Source organism: Janthinobacterium sp. JF4 (assembly GCF_059617925.1).
The window spans coordinates 1-17,885 of sequence record NZ_JCAQAV010000039.1; the positions used below are offsets into that span (position 1 = coordinate 1).

The 17,885-nt window shown below is 65.8% G+C and carries 15 protein-coding genes; 11 read left to right on the forward strand and 4 right to left on the reverse strand.

The annotated features are described in order from the left end of the window. Nucleotides 1-202 precede the first annotated feature (202 nt). The 11 genes from AC54AF_RS21990 (at nucleotide 203) to AC54AF_RS22040 (ending at nucleotide 12,902) form a co-directional block, all read left to right on the forward strand. Nucleotides 203-1,612 (forward strand): TolC family protein, encoded by a 1,410-nt coding sequence (locus AC54AF_RS21990; RefSeq protein ID WP_496638232.1) that lies wholly within the window; start codon nucleotides 203-205, stop codon nucleotides 1,610-1,612. A gap of 2 nt (nucleotides 1,613-1,614) precedes the next feature. Further along, the gene (locus AC54AF_RS21995; RefSeq protein WP_496638233.1) at nucleotides 1,615-2,589 is read left to right on the forward strand and encodes an HlyD family secretion protein; all 975 of its coding nucleotides are present in this window, start codon (nucleotides 1,615-1,617) and stop codon (nucleotides 2,587-2,589) included. A gap of 6 nt (nucleotides 2,590-2,595) precedes the next feature. Then, nucleotides 2,596-3,777 carry an ABC transporter permease gene (locus tag AC54AF_RS22000; protein ID WP_496638234.1) on the forward strand — a complete coding sequence of 394 codons (1,182 nt, stop codon included), beginning with the start codon at nucleotides 2,596-2,598 and terminating at the stop codon, nucleotides 3,775-3,777. Next, nucleotides 3,774-4,925, forward strand: coding sequence for an ABC transporter permease (locus tag AC54AF_RS22005; protein ID WP_496638235.1), 1,152 nt, complete (start codon nucleotides 3,774-3,776; stop codon nucleotides 4,923-4,925). The genes AC54AF_RS22000 and AC54AF_RS22005 overlap by 4 nt, the downstream gene beginning before the upstream one ends. A gap of 74 nt (nucleotides 4,926-4,999) precedes the next feature. Beyond that, nucleotides 5,000-6,580: an AAA family ATPase gene (locus AC54AF_RS22010; protein ID WP_496638236.1), complete on the forward strand. Its 1,581-nt coding sequence runs from the start codon at nucleotides 5,000-5,002 to the stop codon at nucleotides 6,578-6,580. Then, nucleotides 6,577-7,050, forward strand: coding sequence for a hypothetical protein (locus AC54AF_RS22015; protein WP_496638237.1), 474 nt, complete (start codon nucleotides 6,577-6,579; stop codon nucleotides 7,048-7,050). The genes AC54AF_RS22010 and AC54AF_RS22015 overlap by 4 nt, the downstream gene beginning before the upstream one ends. Before the next feature lie 9 nt (nucleotides 7,051-7,059). After that, the gene (locus AC54AF_RS22020) at nucleotides 7,060-8,031 is read left to right on the forward strand and encodes a hypothetical protein (RefSeq protein WP_496638238.1); all 972 of its coding nucleotides are present in this window, start codon (nucleotides 7,060-7,062) and stop codon (nucleotides 8,029-8,031) included. Then, a complete protein-coding gene (locus tag AC54AF_RS22025) occupies nucleotides 8,028-9,809 on the forward strand; it encodes a VWA domain-containing protein (RefSeq protein ID WP_496638239.1) in 1,782 nt (593 codons plus the stop codon). The genes AC54AF_RS22020 and AC54AF_RS22025 overlap by 4 nt, the downstream gene beginning before the upstream one ends. 83 nt (nucleotides 9,810-9,892) lie before the next feature. After that, a complete protein-coding gene (locus AC54AF_RS22030) occupies nucleotides 9,893-10,486 on the forward strand; it encodes a hypothetical protein (protein ID WP_496638240.1) in 594 nt (197 codons plus the stop codon). Then, nucleotides 10,483-11,862: a phenylacetate--CoA ligase family protein gene (locus tag AC54AF_RS22035; RefSeq protein ID WP_496638241.1), complete on the forward strand. Its 1,380-nt coding sequence runs from the start codon at nucleotides 10,483-10,485 to the stop codon at nucleotides 11,860-11,862. Before AC54AF_RS22030 ends, AC54AF_RS22035 begins: the two co-directional genes overlap by 4 nt. Next, entirely contained in the window at nucleotides 11,859-12,902 is a 1,044-nt protein-coding gene (locus tag AC54AF_RS22040) for an AAA family ATPase (protein WP_496638242.1), read from the forward strand. Before AC54AF_RS22035 ends, AC54AF_RS22040 begins: the two co-directional genes overlap by 4 nt. Before the next feature lie 3 nt (nucleotides 12,903-12,905). On the opposite strand, the gene AC54AF_RS22045 is transcribed toward AC54AF_RS22040, so the two are convergent. The 4 genes from AC54AF_RS22045 to AC54AF_RS22060 form a co-directional block, all read right to left on the reverse strand. Next, entirely contained in the window at nucleotides 12,906-13,910 is a 1,005-nt protein-coding gene (locus AC54AF_RS22045) for an AraC family transcriptional regulator (protein WP_496638243.1), read from the reverse strand. Nucleotides 13,911-13,953: 43 nt separating this feature from the next. Further along, nucleotides 13,954-15,240, reverse strand: a complete 1,287-nt coding sequence (locus AC54AF_RS22050) for an O-acetylhomoserine aminocarboxypropyltransferase/cysteine synthase family protein (protein WP_496638244.1) — start codon at nucleotides 15,238-15,240, stop codon at nucleotides 13,954-13,956. Between the two features lie 94 nt (nucleotides 15,241-15,334). Continuing rightward, a complete protein-coding gene (locus tag AC54AF_RS22055; RefSeq protein WP_496638245.1) occupies nucleotides 15,335-16,246 on the reverse strand; it encodes a carbohydrate kinase family protein in 912 nt (303 codons plus the stop codon). Next, nucleotides 16,243-17,883 (reverse strand): alpha-amylase family glycosyl hydrolase, encoded by a 1,641-nt coding sequence (locus tag AC54AF_RS22060; protein ID WP_496638246.1) that lies wholly within the window; start codon nucleotides 17,881-17,883, stop codon nucleotides 16,243-16,245. Before AC54AF_RS22060 ends, AC54AF_RS22055 begins: the two co-directional genes overlap by 4 nt. Nucleotides 17,884-17,885: the final 2 nt, after the last annotated feature.

The following is a 17,885-nucleotide window of genomic DNA, read 5'->3' on the forward strand; positions in this document are numbered from 1 at the left end:
AACTGCTCGAACCGCCCGGTGCGGACCCGCATGCCGGGTGGTGTGGCAGGGGAGCTGCCCTTCAGGGCCGCCCCCTATGCCGATCTCCGTCCCGGTAACCAATAGTGCAGGCTGGAATGGACATCCGTGGATATAATTGCTATTGTGAAAGTATAAACATGGCAACCCCGTGCTTTCCCCTCATTCATTGACTGGACGCTACATGGGCAGATTGCAAGGACACTTATCATTATTGCTGGCGAGCGCGCTGGGCGCGGCCATGCCCGCCGTGGCGCAACCGCTGACATTCAGCGAAGCGCTGCAGCAGGCGGCCAAGGCTTCGGGCGGCGTGCAGGGCGCCGCGCTCGACGTGCGCGCCAAAACCCTCAAAGCGGAAGCCTTGTCGAATATCGATGGTCCTTCCGTGGACTTGACGGCGTTTCGCGGCCGCCTGTCGACGGATTTGAACATCGATACGAGCGGCTTGTCGGGCGTGGTGGGCGGCATCGAATCCGTGCTGCCGCCGATTCCGGGCTTGCCCACGCCACACATTCCCAATTCCCTGAACCGCGAAGTGGTGACGGACCTGACCTCGTTCGGCTTGCTGGGCATGTGGCCCATCTACACGGGCGGGCGCCTGGACGCCGTCAAGGGGCTCGCTTCCAGCCTGACCCTGGCCGCGCAGGCAGAGCACACGGAAGCGGAAGAGCAACTGGCCACCCTGGTGGCGCAGCGCTATTTCCAGTTGCTGCTGGCCAAGCGCGTAGTGGCCGTGCGGGCCGAAGTGACGGCCGGCGTGACGCAGCACCAGCGCGACGCGGCCAGGCTGGAAAAGGGCGGCCTGATTTCGCGCGCGGAACGCCTGCGCGCCGACGTGGCCCTCGACAGCGCCCGCAGCGACGAGGCGCAGGCGCGCAGCGACGAGGAAATCGCCCAGGTGGCGCTCGATCGTTTGCTTGCCGTCAATACGCAAGTGCTGCCCAGTACGCCGCTGTTCGTCAACAGCTTGCCGGTGGGCACCTTGCAATCGTTCATCAGCACGGGCATGCGCGAGAATGCTAACTGGAAAAAAATCGACAGCAAGCGCGTGCAGGCCGAGCAAGCCTTGAAGCTGCACGGCAAGGAATACGCGCCCACCGTGTTTGCCATCGGTAATTACAACTTGAATCGCGGCAACGAAAAGCTCGTGCGCTCGAACTGGGCCATCGGCCTGGTCGTGTCCGTGCCCCTCGTGCATCGCATCAATACGGGCAAGATGATCGCCGCTGCCAAGCTGGACCAGGAACGGGTGGAAGTGGTGGCGCGCCAGGCCGAGCGCGACATTCCCACCCTGATCGAGAAAAACTGGCGCGCGCTGGAAAACGCCCGCATCCAGTATTTGTCCACGGCTTCGTCGGTGGAGCTGGCGCGCGAAAATATCCGCTTGCAAACAGTGGCCTTCCAGCAAGGGCAAGTGACGTCGCTGGAAGTGGTCGATGCGCGCCTGAACCTGGCCAAGGTGGAAACCCAGCGCGCGCAGACGGCCTATCACTATGTGATGGGGCTGGCGCAATTGCTGGAAGCGACGGGCGAGACGCAACGCCTGGGCAGCCTGGCCGCCGCGGCCGATATCCAATTACCTGTGGACAAATAATAATGAGTATCTCCAAAAAACCCTTGGCCATAGTCGCCGCCGTCATTGTTCTGGCCTTCGTCGGCTGGGGCTTGTACCAGGCCTTCCAGCCGCAGCGCCTGCCTTTGCAGGGGCAGATGGATGCGCAGGAAGTCAATGTCTCGTCGAAAGTGCCGGGCAGGGTGGGCGAGCTGTACGTCAAGCTGGGCCAGACGGTGCCGAAAGGCCAGCTGCTGTTCCAGTTGACGAGCCCGGAAGTGGACGCGAAGATCGCGCAAGCGACGGCCGCCACGCAAGCGGCCGATGCCGTGGCGCACAAGGCGCAAGCCGGTGCGCGGCCGGAAGAAGTCCGTGCAGCCAAAGCGAACTGGGAACGGGCGCAAACGGGTGCCACCATCGCCAAGACCACGTATACCCGCGTCAACAATATGTTCGAGCAAGGCGTGATCGCCCAGCAGAAGCGCGACGAGGCGCAAGCGCAATGGCGCGCCGCCGACCAGCTGGCGCAAGCGGCCCGCGCGCAATATGACATGGCGCAAAAGGGCGCCCGACCGGAAGACAAGACGGCCGCCGCCGCCCAGGCGCGCCAGGTGGGCGCCGTGCTGACGGAAGCGCAGATCGCCCTGGCCGAAACGAAGATCGCCGCGCCGGTAGCCGGGCAGGTCAGCAAGATCCAGATACAGCCCGGTGAACTGGCGCCGCAAGGCTTTCCCGTAATCACCCTGGTGAACCTCGATGACGCCTGGGCCGTGCTGCAAGTGCGCGAAGATGAAATGGCAGCGTTTGCCATGGGCAGCACGCATACGGCCAACGTGCCGGCATTGAAACAGCAAGTGAGCTTCAAGGTCAGCTCCGTGGCCGTGCTGCCGGACTTCGCCACGTGGCGCGCGGCCCGTCCGGGCGGCACGGACTTGCGCACGTTTGAAATCCGCTTGCGTCCCGCCATCAAGGTCGATGGCTTGCGTCCGGGCATGTCGGTCGTGTTTCCACCGCTCTGATACTCGATGAACGAAGCGGATAAAGAGCCGGTTTCGGCGCTGGCACGCGAGTGGAAACGATTGCGCGGCGACTTCTGGGATATCGGCATGCTCAGCTGGATTCCCCTCGTGCTGTGCGGCATGTTGTGGCTGGTGTTTTCCGCCGGTATCGCGCGCGACTTGCCCATCGTCGTCATCGATAACGACAACTCCACCCTGTCGCGCCAGCTCATGCGCTGGCTCGACGCTTCGCCCGGCATTGCCGTGGCGGCGAAAGTGGCGTCCAGCGACGAAGCCCTGCACAGGCTGCGCGAACGCACGGCGTTTGGCTATCTGCTCATTCCCAACGATTTCGAACAGAAGCTGCTGGGCGGCCGCCAGGCCACCGTGCAATGGCTGTACAACGCACAGTTTTCCTCGCACGCGGGCGCCTTGCTGCGCGACGTGCGCACGGTGAGCACGACCTTGTCCGCCGGCATCGAGATGACGGCGAGGATGAAAAAGGGCATGTCGGGCGTGCAGGCGGCGGCCCAGTTCGAACCGATCCGCACGACCCTGAACAGCTTATACAATGAAAACACCAGCTATGAAGCGTTTCTGACGCTGGCCCTGATGCCGGCCATGCTGCAGATTTTCATCGTCGTCGCCGTCGTCACGAGCATCGGGCGCGAGTTGCGCGACGGTACGGTGCCGCAATGGCTGGCCTCGGCCCATGGCAGCTGGCTACGCGCCGTCGGCGCCAAGCTGCTGTTTCCCCTCGTCGCCTATTGCGCGCTGGCGCTGCTGTATCTGCTGTTCTTCAGCCTGGCGCGGGGCTGGGCCGTGGCGGGCAGCTTGCCGGCCTTGCTGCTGAGCATGCTGCTGCTGGTGCTGGCCTACTGCGGCCTGGCCACCTTGCTGATCGCCGCCACCCTGTCGCTGCGGCTGGCCCTGTCGGGCGCGGCCTTCATCACGGCGCCGGCCTTCGCGTTTGCGGGCCAGGCCTTTCCCCTGATGTCCATGCCGGCGCCGGCACGCGCCTGGGCGGAAGCCTTGCCGCTCACGCATTATCTGCAGCTGCAAACGACATACTGGCTGGCTGGCGCGCCGTGGCGCTATGGCGTACAGGAAATGCTGATACTGGCCGGCTTTGCCATCGGCTGCGGCGCCGTGGGCGTATTCCTGCTGGCGCGCCGCGCGAATGCGCCCGCCGCCTGGGGGCGCATATGATCTGGCCCGCCTTTCTCGCCACCTGGCGCGCCATGCTGACGGACAAGGGCGCGCTGACCTTGCTGTTCATCGGCGGCATCATCTATTCCTTCTTTTATCCCTTGCCGTACTCGACGGAAATCGTCCAGCGCGTGCCCGTGGCCATCGTCGACCAGGACCGCAGCGCCATGTCGCGCCAGCTGACGCGCTTTGCCATGGCCCATCCTTCATTGCAGGTCGTGGCCGTCACGCCCGACTTGCCCGTCGCACAGGATTTATTGTGGCGCGATACGGTAATGGGCGTGCTGATCCTTCCCGATGGCTTGCAGACGGACGTGCTGGCCGGGCGCGCCGCCCACGCGCAGGTGGCGGGCAATGGCTTGTATCTGATGCTCAACAAGGTGGCCTTGAACGGCCTGGCCGAAGTGGTGGGCACCGTGTCGGCCGGCATTGAGCTCAAGCGGCTGGGCGCGGGCACGCCCTCCACCATCCAGGCGAACCAGCAGCGCGCGCCCATCGTCTTTGACGCCGTGCCCCTGTTTAACGTCAAGGAAGGCTATGGCGCGTATGTCGTGCCGGGCGTGGCGACCTTGATCGTGCAGCAGACCTTGCTGATCGGCATGACCATGCTGTTCGGCACCTGGTACCAGCGCAAGAGCTTCCCCCTGGCGGGCCGGCGCACGGCGGGCGGCTATGCGGGCATGCTGCTGGCGTTTGCCTGCGTGGCCTTCCTCAATTGCTGCTATTTCTTCGGCTTCGTCTTCTGGTTCCAGGATTACCCCCGTGGCGGCAACTTCGGCGGCATGCTGCTGCTGCTGGTGCTGTTCTCGCTGGCGGAAGCGGCCTTCGGCATGCTGCTGGGCATGCTGTTCCGCACGCGCGAACGGGGCACGCAGCTGATGATCGCCACCTCGATGCCCGTGCTGTTCCTGGCGGGCCTGACCTGGCCCGTCTCGTCCATGCCTGTCGTGCTGCAATGGCTGCGCTGGCTGCTGCCCTCCACGGCCGGCATCCAGGGCTTTGTCGCGCTTAATCAAATGGGCGCCTCGCTGCATGAAATCCGCCATGAAGTGGCCGGCTTGCTGGCCCTGCTGCTGGCCTGCGTGGCGCTGGGCTGGTGGCGCTGGCGCAGGATGGAGGAAACCGTTGTCGATTTGAACAAGGCGTAATGGGAACGATATGCAATAATTTCGTACCCGGGGTCAGACCCGCCGGGTCTGACCCCATTTAAAGTAAACGAACCATGTCTCCCTTCAACCTGTTCCAGCGCATCTCCCAGGCCCCCACCAAACCCAAGTCCGCGCCCGCCGCGCGGCAGTTCGACGTGGCGGACCTGTACCAGGGCCCCATCGCGTTGGGCGGCGAGGGCGAGGCGCAAGCGCGGCCGTTCGATGAAAAGCTGCGCCAGGCGTATTTCTGGATCGTCAACCACGCCATCATCAGCCCCCATTACGACATCGAGTACAACGACGGCCCGTCGCAGACGTATTCCGTGGGCGACAGCCGCCGCATCCTGAATTTGCCGTCGGCGCAAAGCTATTCCAGCTTCATTTTGCTGCCGCTGCTGACGTTCGCCACGCGCCGCAAATGCCTGTTCGTCGGCGGGCCGGGACGGGGCAAGACGGCCAGCGCCTTGCTGATGGGGGTGCTGGCCGGTTCCACCGTCAAGGAAGTCAAACGGGCCATGCAGCACGGCCATCCGCAGATGACGGTGGCCGACTTGCTGGGCAATCCACTGCCCGCCGACCTGGTCAACGCGCAAAGCATGGACGAGATCCGCATCGCCTGGCGTGCCTGGCTGGGCATGCGCGTGAAAATCGTCGATGAGTACAACCGCATCCCCACGCGCACGCAAAGCGCGCTGCTCACCGTCATGGGCGACAATTACGCGGAAGTGCTGAACCATATTTACGAATGCCCGGAAGCGGCATGGTATCTGACGGCCAACGACGACCAGGGCGGCGGCACCTACCAAGTGATCGAAGCGCTGCGCGACCGGGTCGACGTGACGGTGCAGGCGCTGGCCTTCAACCCGCGCTTCCTGAACGAGTTGCTGCTGCGCGTGGAAGAAAACGTGCGGCCCGAAGAGCTGGTGCCGCCCGAGATCATCTTCACGGAAGGCGAGGTCGATCAGATCGGCGAAGCGATCCGCCAGGTGGCCGTGCCCGACGCGGTGCGGCGCCGCCTGGAATTCTTCGCCAGCCAGTTCGAGCTGTTCGAGACGGCCGGCGGCCAGTTCGAATACATGACCAAGGATACGGCGCGCCTGGCCGGCGCTGACCGGGGCGCCGCGCAGGCGGCCGACAATGGGCGCGACCGTCTGAAGGACCTGGGCTGCCAGACCTTGAACGGCATTTCCGTGCGCACCTTGATGGCGCTCTTGATCTACGCCAAGGCCATGGCCTACTTCCGCGGCAACGGCGAGGTGGAGCTGGAAGACTTGCGCCAGGTGCTGCCCTTCGTCCTGCATAACAAGCTGCAGCCGGACCCGGATGCGCCATTTTTCGCGCTGCCGGAAAACACCGCCTACCGCAGCGACAGGCTGGGCTGGCTGCGCCGCCTGTTCGATCTGTCGAACGATGAATTCAACCGCCTGGACCTGGACCGCGACGATCCCGTTGGCGTGCTGTCGGCCGAGTTCGACCTGGGCCTCGATGGCGTCAGCGAACGCGATACCCTGGCGCGCCTGAACCGCATCGAAAAGCTGATCGGCGAACGCACGAAGGGCAGAAAACTGTACGGTCCCCTGTACGACGATTTGCTCAAGCTCAAATATCTGCATCAGCGCTATACGAACTACCGCAGCTGGCTGCGTTCGCAATGAGTGTCCCGCATTGTCAAGGCTTCCTGGAAGCGCTGGCGCTACTGAATAGTGAAGCGAGCGACCTGTGTGCGAGCTACGAGTTGCAGCGCCTGCCCGATGCGCCCGATCTCGCCACGGCGCTGGGCTTGCGCGTCAAGGATTACGCCTTGCACGTCATCGCACCCGCACGCGACCTGCCTGCCGCGCTGTGGCACATCGCGCCGGCGCCGTGCGGGCGCGTGCACCTGGAACAGCTGTGCCAGCGCTGGTTTTTCTCGTCGCGGCACATGCAGGCGGCGCCACCCGGGCGCTTCCGCGCGCAATTGGTGGCCGCCTTCCTCGAGTCGCTGGACGATGCGCTGGGCGGATTTTCCTCGTACGCCGTGACGATGACGCCGCCCGGCGGTTTCTGGTACGCGATCCACTGGGACGAGATCGCGTTCGAACTGGGGGATGAACGCTATCTGCTGCACTTTTCGCACAGCGACTGACAGGCTGCGATGATCTCTCCTGCCTTTGCCTCGATACTCGCCGGCGGCCGCGCCCAGTTCAACGGCCGTGCAGCGGAAGCGCGCCGGCGCTTTCCCGCGCTCGATATGGCCGCCTTTGGCGCCTTTTTGCATGACAGCGTCGATCCGCTGGTGGTGGCCGTGGCCGCCGCTGCGCCCGAGCGCGTGGGCGGCGTGACCCTGGCCGCCTATGACATGGCTTTGGAACTGGTGGGCCATGGCCTGGCCGGTCCTGCCGCGAAAAATCCCTTCCTCAATAGCGTCTGGCGCGAACTGGCGCCGCAGTTTTCTCGGCTGCTGGCCACTGCCCCCGTCGACGTGCTGGGCATGCTCAGCAACGCCGCCATTCACATTTGCGCCGTGGCCGGTGCGCGGCCCGCGCAATGGCAGGCCGGGATGGCTGCCGTGGCGCCGCAAGTCGGCAGCGTCGCGCAGCTGCGCGCCGTGGGCCAGGTGCTGGCGTGGCGCTGCGGCGTGGCGCATTTCCGCCAGGGCGCGCTGGCCGCCGCCGACACCTTGCCGCCAGTGCTGGCGCTGGCCGCCTTCGGCGAGCCGGGCGCGCACTGGCCGCAGGTGCATGCGCAGCTCATGGACTATCCGTGGCGCGGCAATGCCGAGGGCAGGGAGTTCGGCGCCTTTACGGGCCTGGGAGGCGACTTCGGCACGCCGCCGCAAGTGCGTGCGACAAAGGACGGTTTTATCGTGCGTAGCGCCGATCGCCATTACCTGCTGGTGGCCGACGCCTATGGCGCCGTGCTGCACGGCGCCACGGCGCAGGAGTTCGAACAGGCGCAAACCGGCATGCCGGCGGACGTGCGCGCGGATGGGACCACCCTGCATATCGGCGCGCGCAACATCGCGCTCGACCTGCCGGCCGGCGACATCGCCATCGCCGCCAATGCGCACACGGTCGCCATCACGTCACCCTGGACGCACGCCATCCGCCTGCTGCCGCTCGCATGAAGAAGGACGCTGACACCGCCCTGATCGATGCCTGGCGCACCGCCTGGCCCGAGGCGCTGGCCGTGTGGAGCAAATTTACGCGCCTGCGCGACCCGAGCCTGTGCGCCAGCCATGTTCAGGCCAGCAAGCAGGGCCTGTCCGGCAGCTTCGCCATGATCCGTTTGCTCGACCAGAGCGTGGTGGTCGATTTGCCGCTGGTGACGGAGCTGGGTCTGGACGACTATGCGCTGGAAATCCTCGCCCATGAAATCGGCCACCATATCCTCGCGCCCGGCAGCGCCGGCGACCAGTTCCGCCTGCTGGCGCGCATGCGCCGCGCCTTGCCCACCCTGGAGCAGCACGCACCGATGGTGGCCAACCTGTACACGGACCTGTTCATCAACGACCGCCTGCAGCGCCAGGCGAACCTGCGCATGGCCGATATCTACCGCAAGCTGCAGCAGGGCAGCGAGCCGGCGCCGGATGGCCAGGCCAAGGCCAGCGGCGGCGTGTGGACCCTGTACATGCGCATCTATGAAAACCTGTGGCAGCTGGAAAAGGGCGAGCTGGGTGGCGCAGGTACTGATAACAAGGCCGACGAGCGCCTGGACACGGATGCCTGGCTGGGCGCGCGCCTGATCCGCGTCTACGCGAACGACTGGATGCTGGCGGCGGGCCGCTTCGCCACCTTGCTGCTGCCCTATCTGGTCGACGATACGGACGCTCTGAGCCCCAGCCGCTACCTGCAGGATACGCGCGACGCGGCCCGTGGCTGCCAGACGTATGGCGCGCAGCAGATCGAGGATGACGAAGAGGACGGCGCCATCCACCCGGTGCACGACAAGCGCATCTCGGGCCTCGATGGCGAGGAGCCGCAAGCCGAGGCGCCGGCCAGGCCGGGCCGCGGGCAGCTGCGCGAACCGTTCGAGCTGGGCGACATTCTGAAGGCCTCGGGCGTGGACTTGAGCGACCATGAAATCGCCATCCGCTACTACCGCGAGCGGGCCTTGCCGCACCTGGTGGCGTTTCCCAGCCGCCCCGCGCCCGAATCGCAGGAACCGCAGATGGAAGGGCTGGAAGCGTGGGAGATCGGCGACCCACTGGAAGACATCGACTGGCTGCAATCGGTGATGCAGTCGCCGCGTCCCGTGCCGGGCGTGACCACCGTGTGCCGCGTGTATGGCCGCGAACCGGCGCGCGCCATCGATGCCGTGCCCGTTGACCTTGACATGTACGTGGACAGTTCCGGCTCCATGCCGAACCCGCAGGCGCATACGTCGTTCCTGACGCTGGCTGGCGCCGTCATCGCCTTGTCCGCCCTGCGCGCCGGCGCGAAGGTGCAGGTGACCCTGTGGAGCGGCAAGAATGAGGTGATGCAGACGCCGGGTTTCGTGCGCGATGAAGACATGATCCTGGGCGTGCTGACGGAATTTTTTGGCGGCGGCACCTGTTTTCCCATCCACCGCCTGCGCCAGACCTATGCGGCCAGGCGCGAGCGGCCCGCGCACATCCTGATGATTTCCGACGATGGCATCACCACCATGTTCGACAAGGATGAACTGGGCAACAGCGGCTGGGATATTTCCGCCAAGGCGCTGGAGCAGGGCGGCGCGGGCGGCACCATGGCCCTGAACCTGGAGCGCGACTGGGAAGGCGCGGCGGCCCACAAGTGGCTGCAGCAGACCTATGACGACCTGAAACGCGCGCGCCGCGAACAGGGCTGGGATATCCACGCCGTCGAGCGCTACGAGGACTTGCTGGACTTTGCGCGGGCGTTCAGCCGGCGCCACTATGTTTAAATCCGGGGTCAGACCCGCCGGGTCTGACCCCAGCCTTTGCTTTTGGGGCTAAATTTGCACATCACTGTATTAAGAAAAGGCCCATGAATCTCTCTGGCCCCCACCTCGAAGTATTAACCCACCGCCTGGCCGACACGCCCGTCGAATTCCTCGCCGAGCCGCGCATCGCCGGCGTCGCCAATGCGCAGGCAGTGGCGGTTGCCGCGCTGGTTAACGACATTTTGCTGCTGCATGGCGCGCGCGCGCCGGCCGCGACCCTGCAGGGTTTTATCGGCGCGCAGGTGAAGGCTGACCGCAACCGGCTGGCGCTGGCCATGATCGTGTGCTGGCTGCTGGCGGACGACTGGTTCCTCGGTCAGCAGTTGCCGCAGCCAGCGTTGCTGCAGGTGCTGGGCGAGGCGGCGCGCGAACTGGCAGCCGCCACGCCCGCCCACCAGTTCACGCAAGACCCCGAGCGGCGCGAGGAACTGGCGCGCATCGTGCTGGCAAGGCTGGGATTCCGGCCGCATGACGAAAGCGTGGCGCAGGCCACGGACAGGTTGTCCGCCATCAGCGGCACGGAGCGCCGGCGCCTGCTCGAAGCGAGCCGGCTGGCCGAGCAGCGCGCGCGGGAAATCCGCGAGGCGCTGGCGAAGAAGGCGGCCGAGGAATCGGCCGACAAGTGGTCGCGCGAATGACGCCCGCTGGCAAAGCTGATGTCAATCTGCCCGGCGGCGCCTGGGAATCGGACCGCGACTACTGTCCCACCCTGACGCCGGCGGGCGCGCGCATGCTGGAAAAACTGCGCAGCCACCCTTGCGCCCCCGTATACCGCAATCGCAGCGGCAACAAGCTGCTGGCAGAAGAAGTGGCGGCCTTGCGCGCCTATGAGCAGGAAGTCATGGCGGCGGAGATAGGCTGGAGCAAAGACGCCCCGCCGCCCTGGCTGGCGGATTTTCTCAGGACGGCCTACGCCACGGTGCCGCATTACCGCGCCTGCGGCTCGCCGCCCGCGCGCCTTCTGGACGTGGCGCCCATCAGCCGCGCCGAACTGGCGCACGACATCGCCGCCTTCGTGCCCGACGATGCGGACCTGGCGCGCATGATCAACTTCCAGACCACGGGCACCACGGGCCACCCGCTGCTGATCGCTTCGCACCCGTTGGTGGCGGGGCGCTACCTGGCCTTCCACAAGCGCGCGCTGCGCCGCTTCGGCGTCACCCTGCGCCATGGCGCGGGACAGGTGGGGGTGATGCTGCTGGGGCACCAGCGCCGCTGCTTCACCTATGTCTCCGTCACCCCGACGATGCACGAGTCGGGCCTGGCGAAGATCAATCTGCACCCGGACGACTGGCGCCATCCTGACGACCGCGCGCGCTACCTGGACGCCATGGCGCCCGAACTGATCGCGGGCGACCCGATCTCGTTTGCCGAACTCCTGACCTTGCCCATGACCCACAAGCCGGCCGCGCTGCTGTCCGTCTCGATGATGCTGTTGCCCGGCATGCGCGCGCGCCTGGAAGCGCGTTTCGGCTGTCCCGTGCTCGACATCTATTCGCTCAATGAAGTGGGGCCGGTCGCCGTCTACGACGAGCAGGCGGGCGGCCACGTGCTGCTGCAGCACCGGCTGTACGTGGAAATCCTCGATAGCGCGGGCCAGCCCGTGGCCGATGGGGAGCGCGGCGAAATCACGGTGACGGGCGGTTTTAACTTTTGCCTGCCCCTGGTGCGCTACCGCACGGGCGATTACGCGTCGCTGGCGCATGGCCCGCACGGCCCCGTGCTGGTGGGCCTGGCCGGCCGCAGCCCTTTGCGCTACAGGACGGTCAACGGCGAGTGGATCAATAATATCGACATCACGCATGCCCTGAAACCGCTGGCAATCGCCCTGTTCGGCGTGCACCAGCATGGCGATGGCGCCATCGCGCTGCGCCTGGCGCCGGGCGCCATGCCGCAGGCGGACCGGGCGCGCGCCTTGCTCGCGCCTTTTTTCGGCGCCATCACGGTCGAGACCTTGCTGGCGGAAGACAAGATCATTCAATACACCTCGGATTTGCAGGAAGCGGCAGCATGAATCTCTATAAACGCGGCCTCGTGGTCGGCAAATTCTGCCCGCTGCACCAGGGCCACGAACTGTTGATCAAGCGTGCGCAAGACGCCTGCGAAGAACTGCTGGTGGTCAGCTATACGAAACCGGAATTTCCCGGCCTGGAACCGGCGCGCCGGGAACGCTGGCTGCGCGCGCAGTTCCCGCACGCGTACATCGTCGTGCTCGACGATGTACGCCTGGCCGCCCTGTGCGCGGCGCGCGGCATGCCGGCGCGGATTTTGCCGCACAACGACGCCGATGGCGACGCGCATCGCCACTTCATGGGCTGGCTGTGCTGGACTGTGCTGGCGCTGCCCGTCGATGCCGTCTTCACCAGCGAAGACTATGGCCCCGGTTTTGCGCGGGTGCTGGAACGCCATTACGCGCACGGGCCGGTGGCGCACGTGAGCGTGGACCAGGCGAGAACTGCGGTGCCCGTGTCGGGCACCAGGGTGCGGCAAGATCCGCATGCGCACAGCGCCTTCCTGTCGCCCATTGTGCGCGCCGATTTCGTCACGCGCGTGTGCGTGCTCGGTGGCGAATCGAGCGGCAAGACGACCTTGACGCAGGCGCTGGCGCGCCATTTCGAGACGGAATGGGTGGCCGAATATGGCCGCGAGTTGTGGGAAAGCCAGGATGGCGTGCTGGCCTATGATGATCTGCTGAAGATCGGCAGGGAGCAGCTAAAGCGTGAAGCTGCCGCTGCCTCACAGGCGCGGCGCTGGCTGTTTTGCGATACCTCGCCCATGACGACGTATTTTTACTGCGTCGAGATGTTCGGCAGGGCCGAGCAGGAACTGGCGCAGCTGGCCGAACACCGCTACGACCTGGTGCTGCTGTGCGCCCCCGATTTCCCCTTCATCCAGGACGGCACGCGCCGCGACGAGGATTTCCGCGCGCGCCAGCATGCCTGGTATCAGGCGGAGCTGGCGCTGCGCGGGATCGCCTTTGTCAATGTGTCAGGGGCGGTGGGCGACAGGGTCAGGCAGGTGGCGCAGCTATTGGCGGCGCGTCATCCGACGTGACCACTACAGCGGCCGCACGGGGATGCAGATATCGCAAGAGAATTCGCCGCTGGCCGGGTCCAGCGCCGTGGCCGCGTAAAACCGTTCGAAGCACGGGCGCTCATCCCACTGCAGGCCGCTGGACGGCAGCCATTCGCGCATCATGCGCGTCCACGCTTCGGCGATGGCGCTGGACGGCCCCTTGAACTGCGCCACCGCATAGCGTCCGCCGGGCAGGGAGGTGATGCTGGCCCGGCCGCCCGACTGGAAGCCGTCGGGCACGGTGACGCAGGCGTCGTAGCGGCATTTGTCCGGCGGCGTGATGCTGGGATCGTCATGGCCGATGCCGTAGCAAATGGCGTCGCCCAGGCCGTGCGACTGCATCCATGGCGCGACGGTGTCGCGCCAGAAGGCGCCGATGGCGGGACCGTAGGGGCCGATATGGCGTTGGCATGCCACGCTGGCGGGTGGGAGGTCGAGAATGGTGACTTGCATGGGACTCTCTCTATCAAGTGGATTGGAGTGTCCATGGTGCTGGAAGTGCGGTCCTTTTTCCTGACCGGGATTGCGCATGGCCTGATCAGGATTGCTATCTTGCCGGCGCAGGCGCATGGCGGCCAGCATGGCGGCGTTTTTGTCGGCGACGCCGGCGCGCCAGGCCGTCGGCGTGCAGCCGAATTTCAGCTTGAAGGCGCGCGCGAACGCTTCGCCGGAGCCGAAGCCCGTCGCCAGCGCGATATCCAGTATCGCTTCGCCGGGGCGGCAGGCGAGCCGCAGGGCGGCCGTTTCCAGGCGCCGGCGGCGCGCATAGTCGCCCAGCGTCTCGCCCATCCAGGCGGCGAATACGCGGTGAAAGTGGAAACGCGAAAAATGCGCGACGTCGGCCAGTTGGGCCAGGTCCAGCGGCGTGTCGAGGTGGCGGTCGATATGATCGAGCACGGCATTCATGCGCCGCGCATATTCGGCGCGGAACAGGCCGCGGAACTGGCCAGATACCGGCTGTTCCGGCGATGGGAGCGGGGAGTTCATGTTGCCGATTATGCCATGAAGCCCCCGCCGGATGGAACAGGGCTTATGCCGCGTTCAAGGCCTGCTCCAGGTCTTCGCGCAAGTCGTCGATATGCTCGATGCCGACGGACAGGCGCAGCATGTCTTCGGACACCCCGGCCTTGGCCAGTTCCTCTGGATTGAGCTGGCGGTGCGTGGTGGACGCCGGGTGTGTGGCCAGCGACTTGGCGTCGCCGATGTTGACCAGGCGCGTGAACAGCTGCAGGGCGTCGAGCACGCGGGCGCCGGCCGCGCGCGGGTCTTCTCCGCTGGCCAGTTTCAGGCCGAAGGACAGGATGCCCGAGGCGCGGCCATGCATGTATTTTTTCACCAGCGCGTGGTCCGGGTGGTCTTCCAGGCCCGCGTAATTGACCCACGCGACTTTCGGATGCTGCTTCAGGTGTTTGGCCAGGGCCAGCGTGTTGTCGCAGATGCGGTCCATGCGCAGGGCCAGGGTCTCGATGCCCTGGATCAGCTGGAAGGCGGAGAGTGGCGAGATGGCCGCGCCCATATTGCGCAGCGGGACGACGCGCGCGCGGCCGATGAAGGCGGCGGGGCCGAACGCTTCCGTGTAGACGACGCCGTGATACGACACGTCCGGCTCGTTCAGGCGCTTGAAGCGCTCCTTGTGTTCGGCCCACGGGAATTTGCCGCTGTCGACGATGGCGCCGCCCACGGTGGTGCCGTGGCCGCCCAGGTACTTGGTCAGCGAATGGACGACGATGTCGGCGCCATGCTCGATGGGGCGGAACAGGTAGGGGCTCGGTACCGTGTTATCGACGATCAGCGGGATGCCGTGCGCGTGCGCGATTTCGGCCAGCTTGGCCACGTCGGTGACGTTGCCGAGCGGGTTGCCGATCGATTCGCAGAAGATGGCCTTGGTGCGCGCGTCAATCAGTGCGGCGAAGGTCTCGGGCTGGCGCGCGTCGGCGAAGCGCACTTCGATGCCGATCTGCGGCAGGGTGTGGGCAAACAGGTTGTAGGTGCCGCCATACAGCTGGCTGGCGGAGATGAAATTGTCGCCCGCTTCGGCGATGGTCTGGATCGCGTAGGTGATCGCCGCCATGCCCGAGGCCACGGCCAGCGCGGCTACGCCGCCTTCCAGCGCCGCCACGCGCTTTTCCAGCACGTCCTGCGTCGGGTTCATGATGCGCGTGTAGATATTGCCGGCCACCTTGAGGTCGAACAGGTCGGCGCCATGCTGGGCATTGTCGAAGGCGTAGGCCACCGTCTGGTAGATGGGGACGGCGGCGGCCTTGGTGGTCGGGTCGGGGGTGTAGCCGGCATGCACGGCCAGGGTTTCTATTCTCATGGTGTCTCCGGTTGCTATGGTCTGCGGTGATGAAATCCGCAGCCATTGTGCCATGAGCGACTTGCCAAGCCATGACGCTTGATAGAATATTAAGTCATAAGCTAGTGCATGCCTGATATAAGCCGTGCAGTTCTTCCCGATTGATGAAGCGTTCATGCGTGCCGGGGCTGGCGCAGGCGAATGCGCCGGCGATGGCGCCGCGGCGCATGGCGGTGTCCATGTCCGCGCCATCGAGCCAGGCGTGCAGGAAGGCGGCGACGAACGAGTCGCCGGCGCCGTTCGTGTCCACCACGGGCAGCTTCAAGCCTGCCGTCGGCGTGTGGCGCACGGTCTCGCCGCCCCGTTCCAGCAGGTAGGCGCCATCCGCCCCCGCCATGGCAATGACCGCCTGCGCGCGCCCTTCAGCCACGATGGCGCGCATGACATCGTCGCGCCGCTCGCCCAGCGCGGCCGTGCTGAGGAAGACCAGGTCGGCGCGCAGCGCGAATGTCCAGTGGTGCGGGTTGACGCCATCCCAGTCGTGCAGGTCGGTCGACACGGTGGTGCCGCACGCTTGCGCATCGTCGAACAGCTCGGCCACCCAGCCCATGATGGAAAAATGCGCATGGCGGGCCGGCCCCAGGTAGGGCAGATAGAAGGCGGCCGGCATGCGCACGTCTTCCGGGTGGCGGCCGTCGTACAGCGACAGCCGGCGCCCTTGCGGATCGACCAGGTTGACGCTGCGCCGCGTGCCCGACGGTTCCACGATGTGCGAGAAATCGAGCTTGGCATCTTTATAGCGCTGCAGGATGGCCGCGCCTTGGGCATCGTCGCCGATGAAGTCGATGAACTTGCAGCGCAGGCCCAGCGCGTGGCAACCGAGCGCCACGCCATTGCCCGTGTGCGCCACGTAATCGCGGATGGGCGGCACGTGCATGGAATCGGCCACGGGCAATTGCAGGGAAGGGACGCGCACGATGGTGTCGATGCCGGCGCCGCCGACCACCAGGATGTCATAGGTACTCATGGTGCTGCCTTTTCTAACAGGACGGTGCCGGCCGCGTTCACGGTGACGGCGCCATTTTTTACCAAACAGGTTTGATTCGTATACGCGTCGCGCAGCAGGGTGCCGTCGGCGAACACGCCGTGGACTTTCAAGGTAATGGCGCCTTGCGCCTCGGGCACGGCTATGACGGCGTCGCCATCGATCACGCGGGCGAACGCGTACGGTTTTTCGTCGATCAGACGATGTTCGCCGCGCGCCAGGGCCGGGTGGCGCAGGCGGAACTGGCCCAGCTTGCGCGCATGCGCCAGGGTGGCCGCATCGAGCGACGCCCAGTTCATGCTTGACCGCGTCGCCTGCTGTTCGTCGCCGATGGGCGCGGCGCCAGGCTGGCGCGCGCTTTCATCGCCGTAAAACAGCTGCACGCCGCCCGGCGCCAGCAGCAAGGCCGACAAGCCATGTTTCAGCCGGTCGCGCGGGAACAGGCTGGTGTCGTGCGAGGAGATATACGACAGGATGTCGTAGCGGGGGGGCTGGCCCTTGTTCAACAAACCCGCGTACTGGCGGTACACGCCGTCGAGGCTTTTCCAGTCGCCGTTGGCGCGATTCTGGAAATCGAAATTGATCATCGAATCGAAGCCGGCGTCATGCCAGCTGCTGCGCTCGGGGCCATGGCCCCACGCTTCGCCCGTCATCCAGAATGGCGCATCGTCGATTTTCTGCTGCGGGTGGCGCGCCTTCCAATCTTTGAGGGCATCGGTGGCGGCCGCGCGCAGGGCCAGCCAGCTGGCCGGCTCCACGTGCTTGACGGTGTCGGCCCTGAAACCGTCGACGCCGAATTCGCGCACCCAGTCGGCCAGCCAACTTACCAGGTAACCGCGCACGCTGGTATCGGGCAGGGCCACGGCGCGCGTGTCGCTTTTATGTTGCAAGAGCGGCGGCAAGCCCACGGCCTTGGCGCTCTCCGTGCGGAAGTCGGGCAGGTAGGCCAGCTGCATCGTGTAGTCGTCCTTGCCGCCGTCGGGGTAGCCGGGCAAGCCGGCGCGCACCCAGTCCGGGCCCCACCACTGCTTGAATTCGAAGTTGTTGTAGTCGATGAAGCCGTGATAATCGCGCAGCACGGCCTTTTCATGGCCCGGCCACAGCACGGGCACCTTGTATTGCGCCAGGGTGCGCAAGTCCGCATAGCCGGGATGGTTCAGCACCACGTCGAACAGCACGCGGATGCCCTGCGCGTGGGCCGTGTCTATCATTTCGCGCAATTCCTCGCGCGTGCCCATGTTGGCGTCCATGGTGGTGTAGTCGAGCGCCCAGTAGCCGTGGTAGGCGTAGTGCTGGAATTGCTGCTTGCCGCCCACTACCCAGCCGTGGATCTGCTCGTACGGCCCCGTGATCCACAGGGCGTTGACGCCCAGGTCTTGAAAATAGCCGGCTTTGAGTTGCTGCGTGATGCCGGCGATGTCGCCGCCGTGAAACGTGCCGACGTCGCCGCCTTGCGGGTCGGCGGCGCGGCCATAACTGTGGTCGTTGCCGGGATTGCCATTGGCGAAGCGGTCCGTCACGGCGAAGTAGACGATGGGGTTGTCAGCGAAGCTGACGCTCCCTGCCTGCGCCGAAGCGCTGAGTAACAGGGCGGCCAGCGTAGTCAGGGAGCGGCGCATGG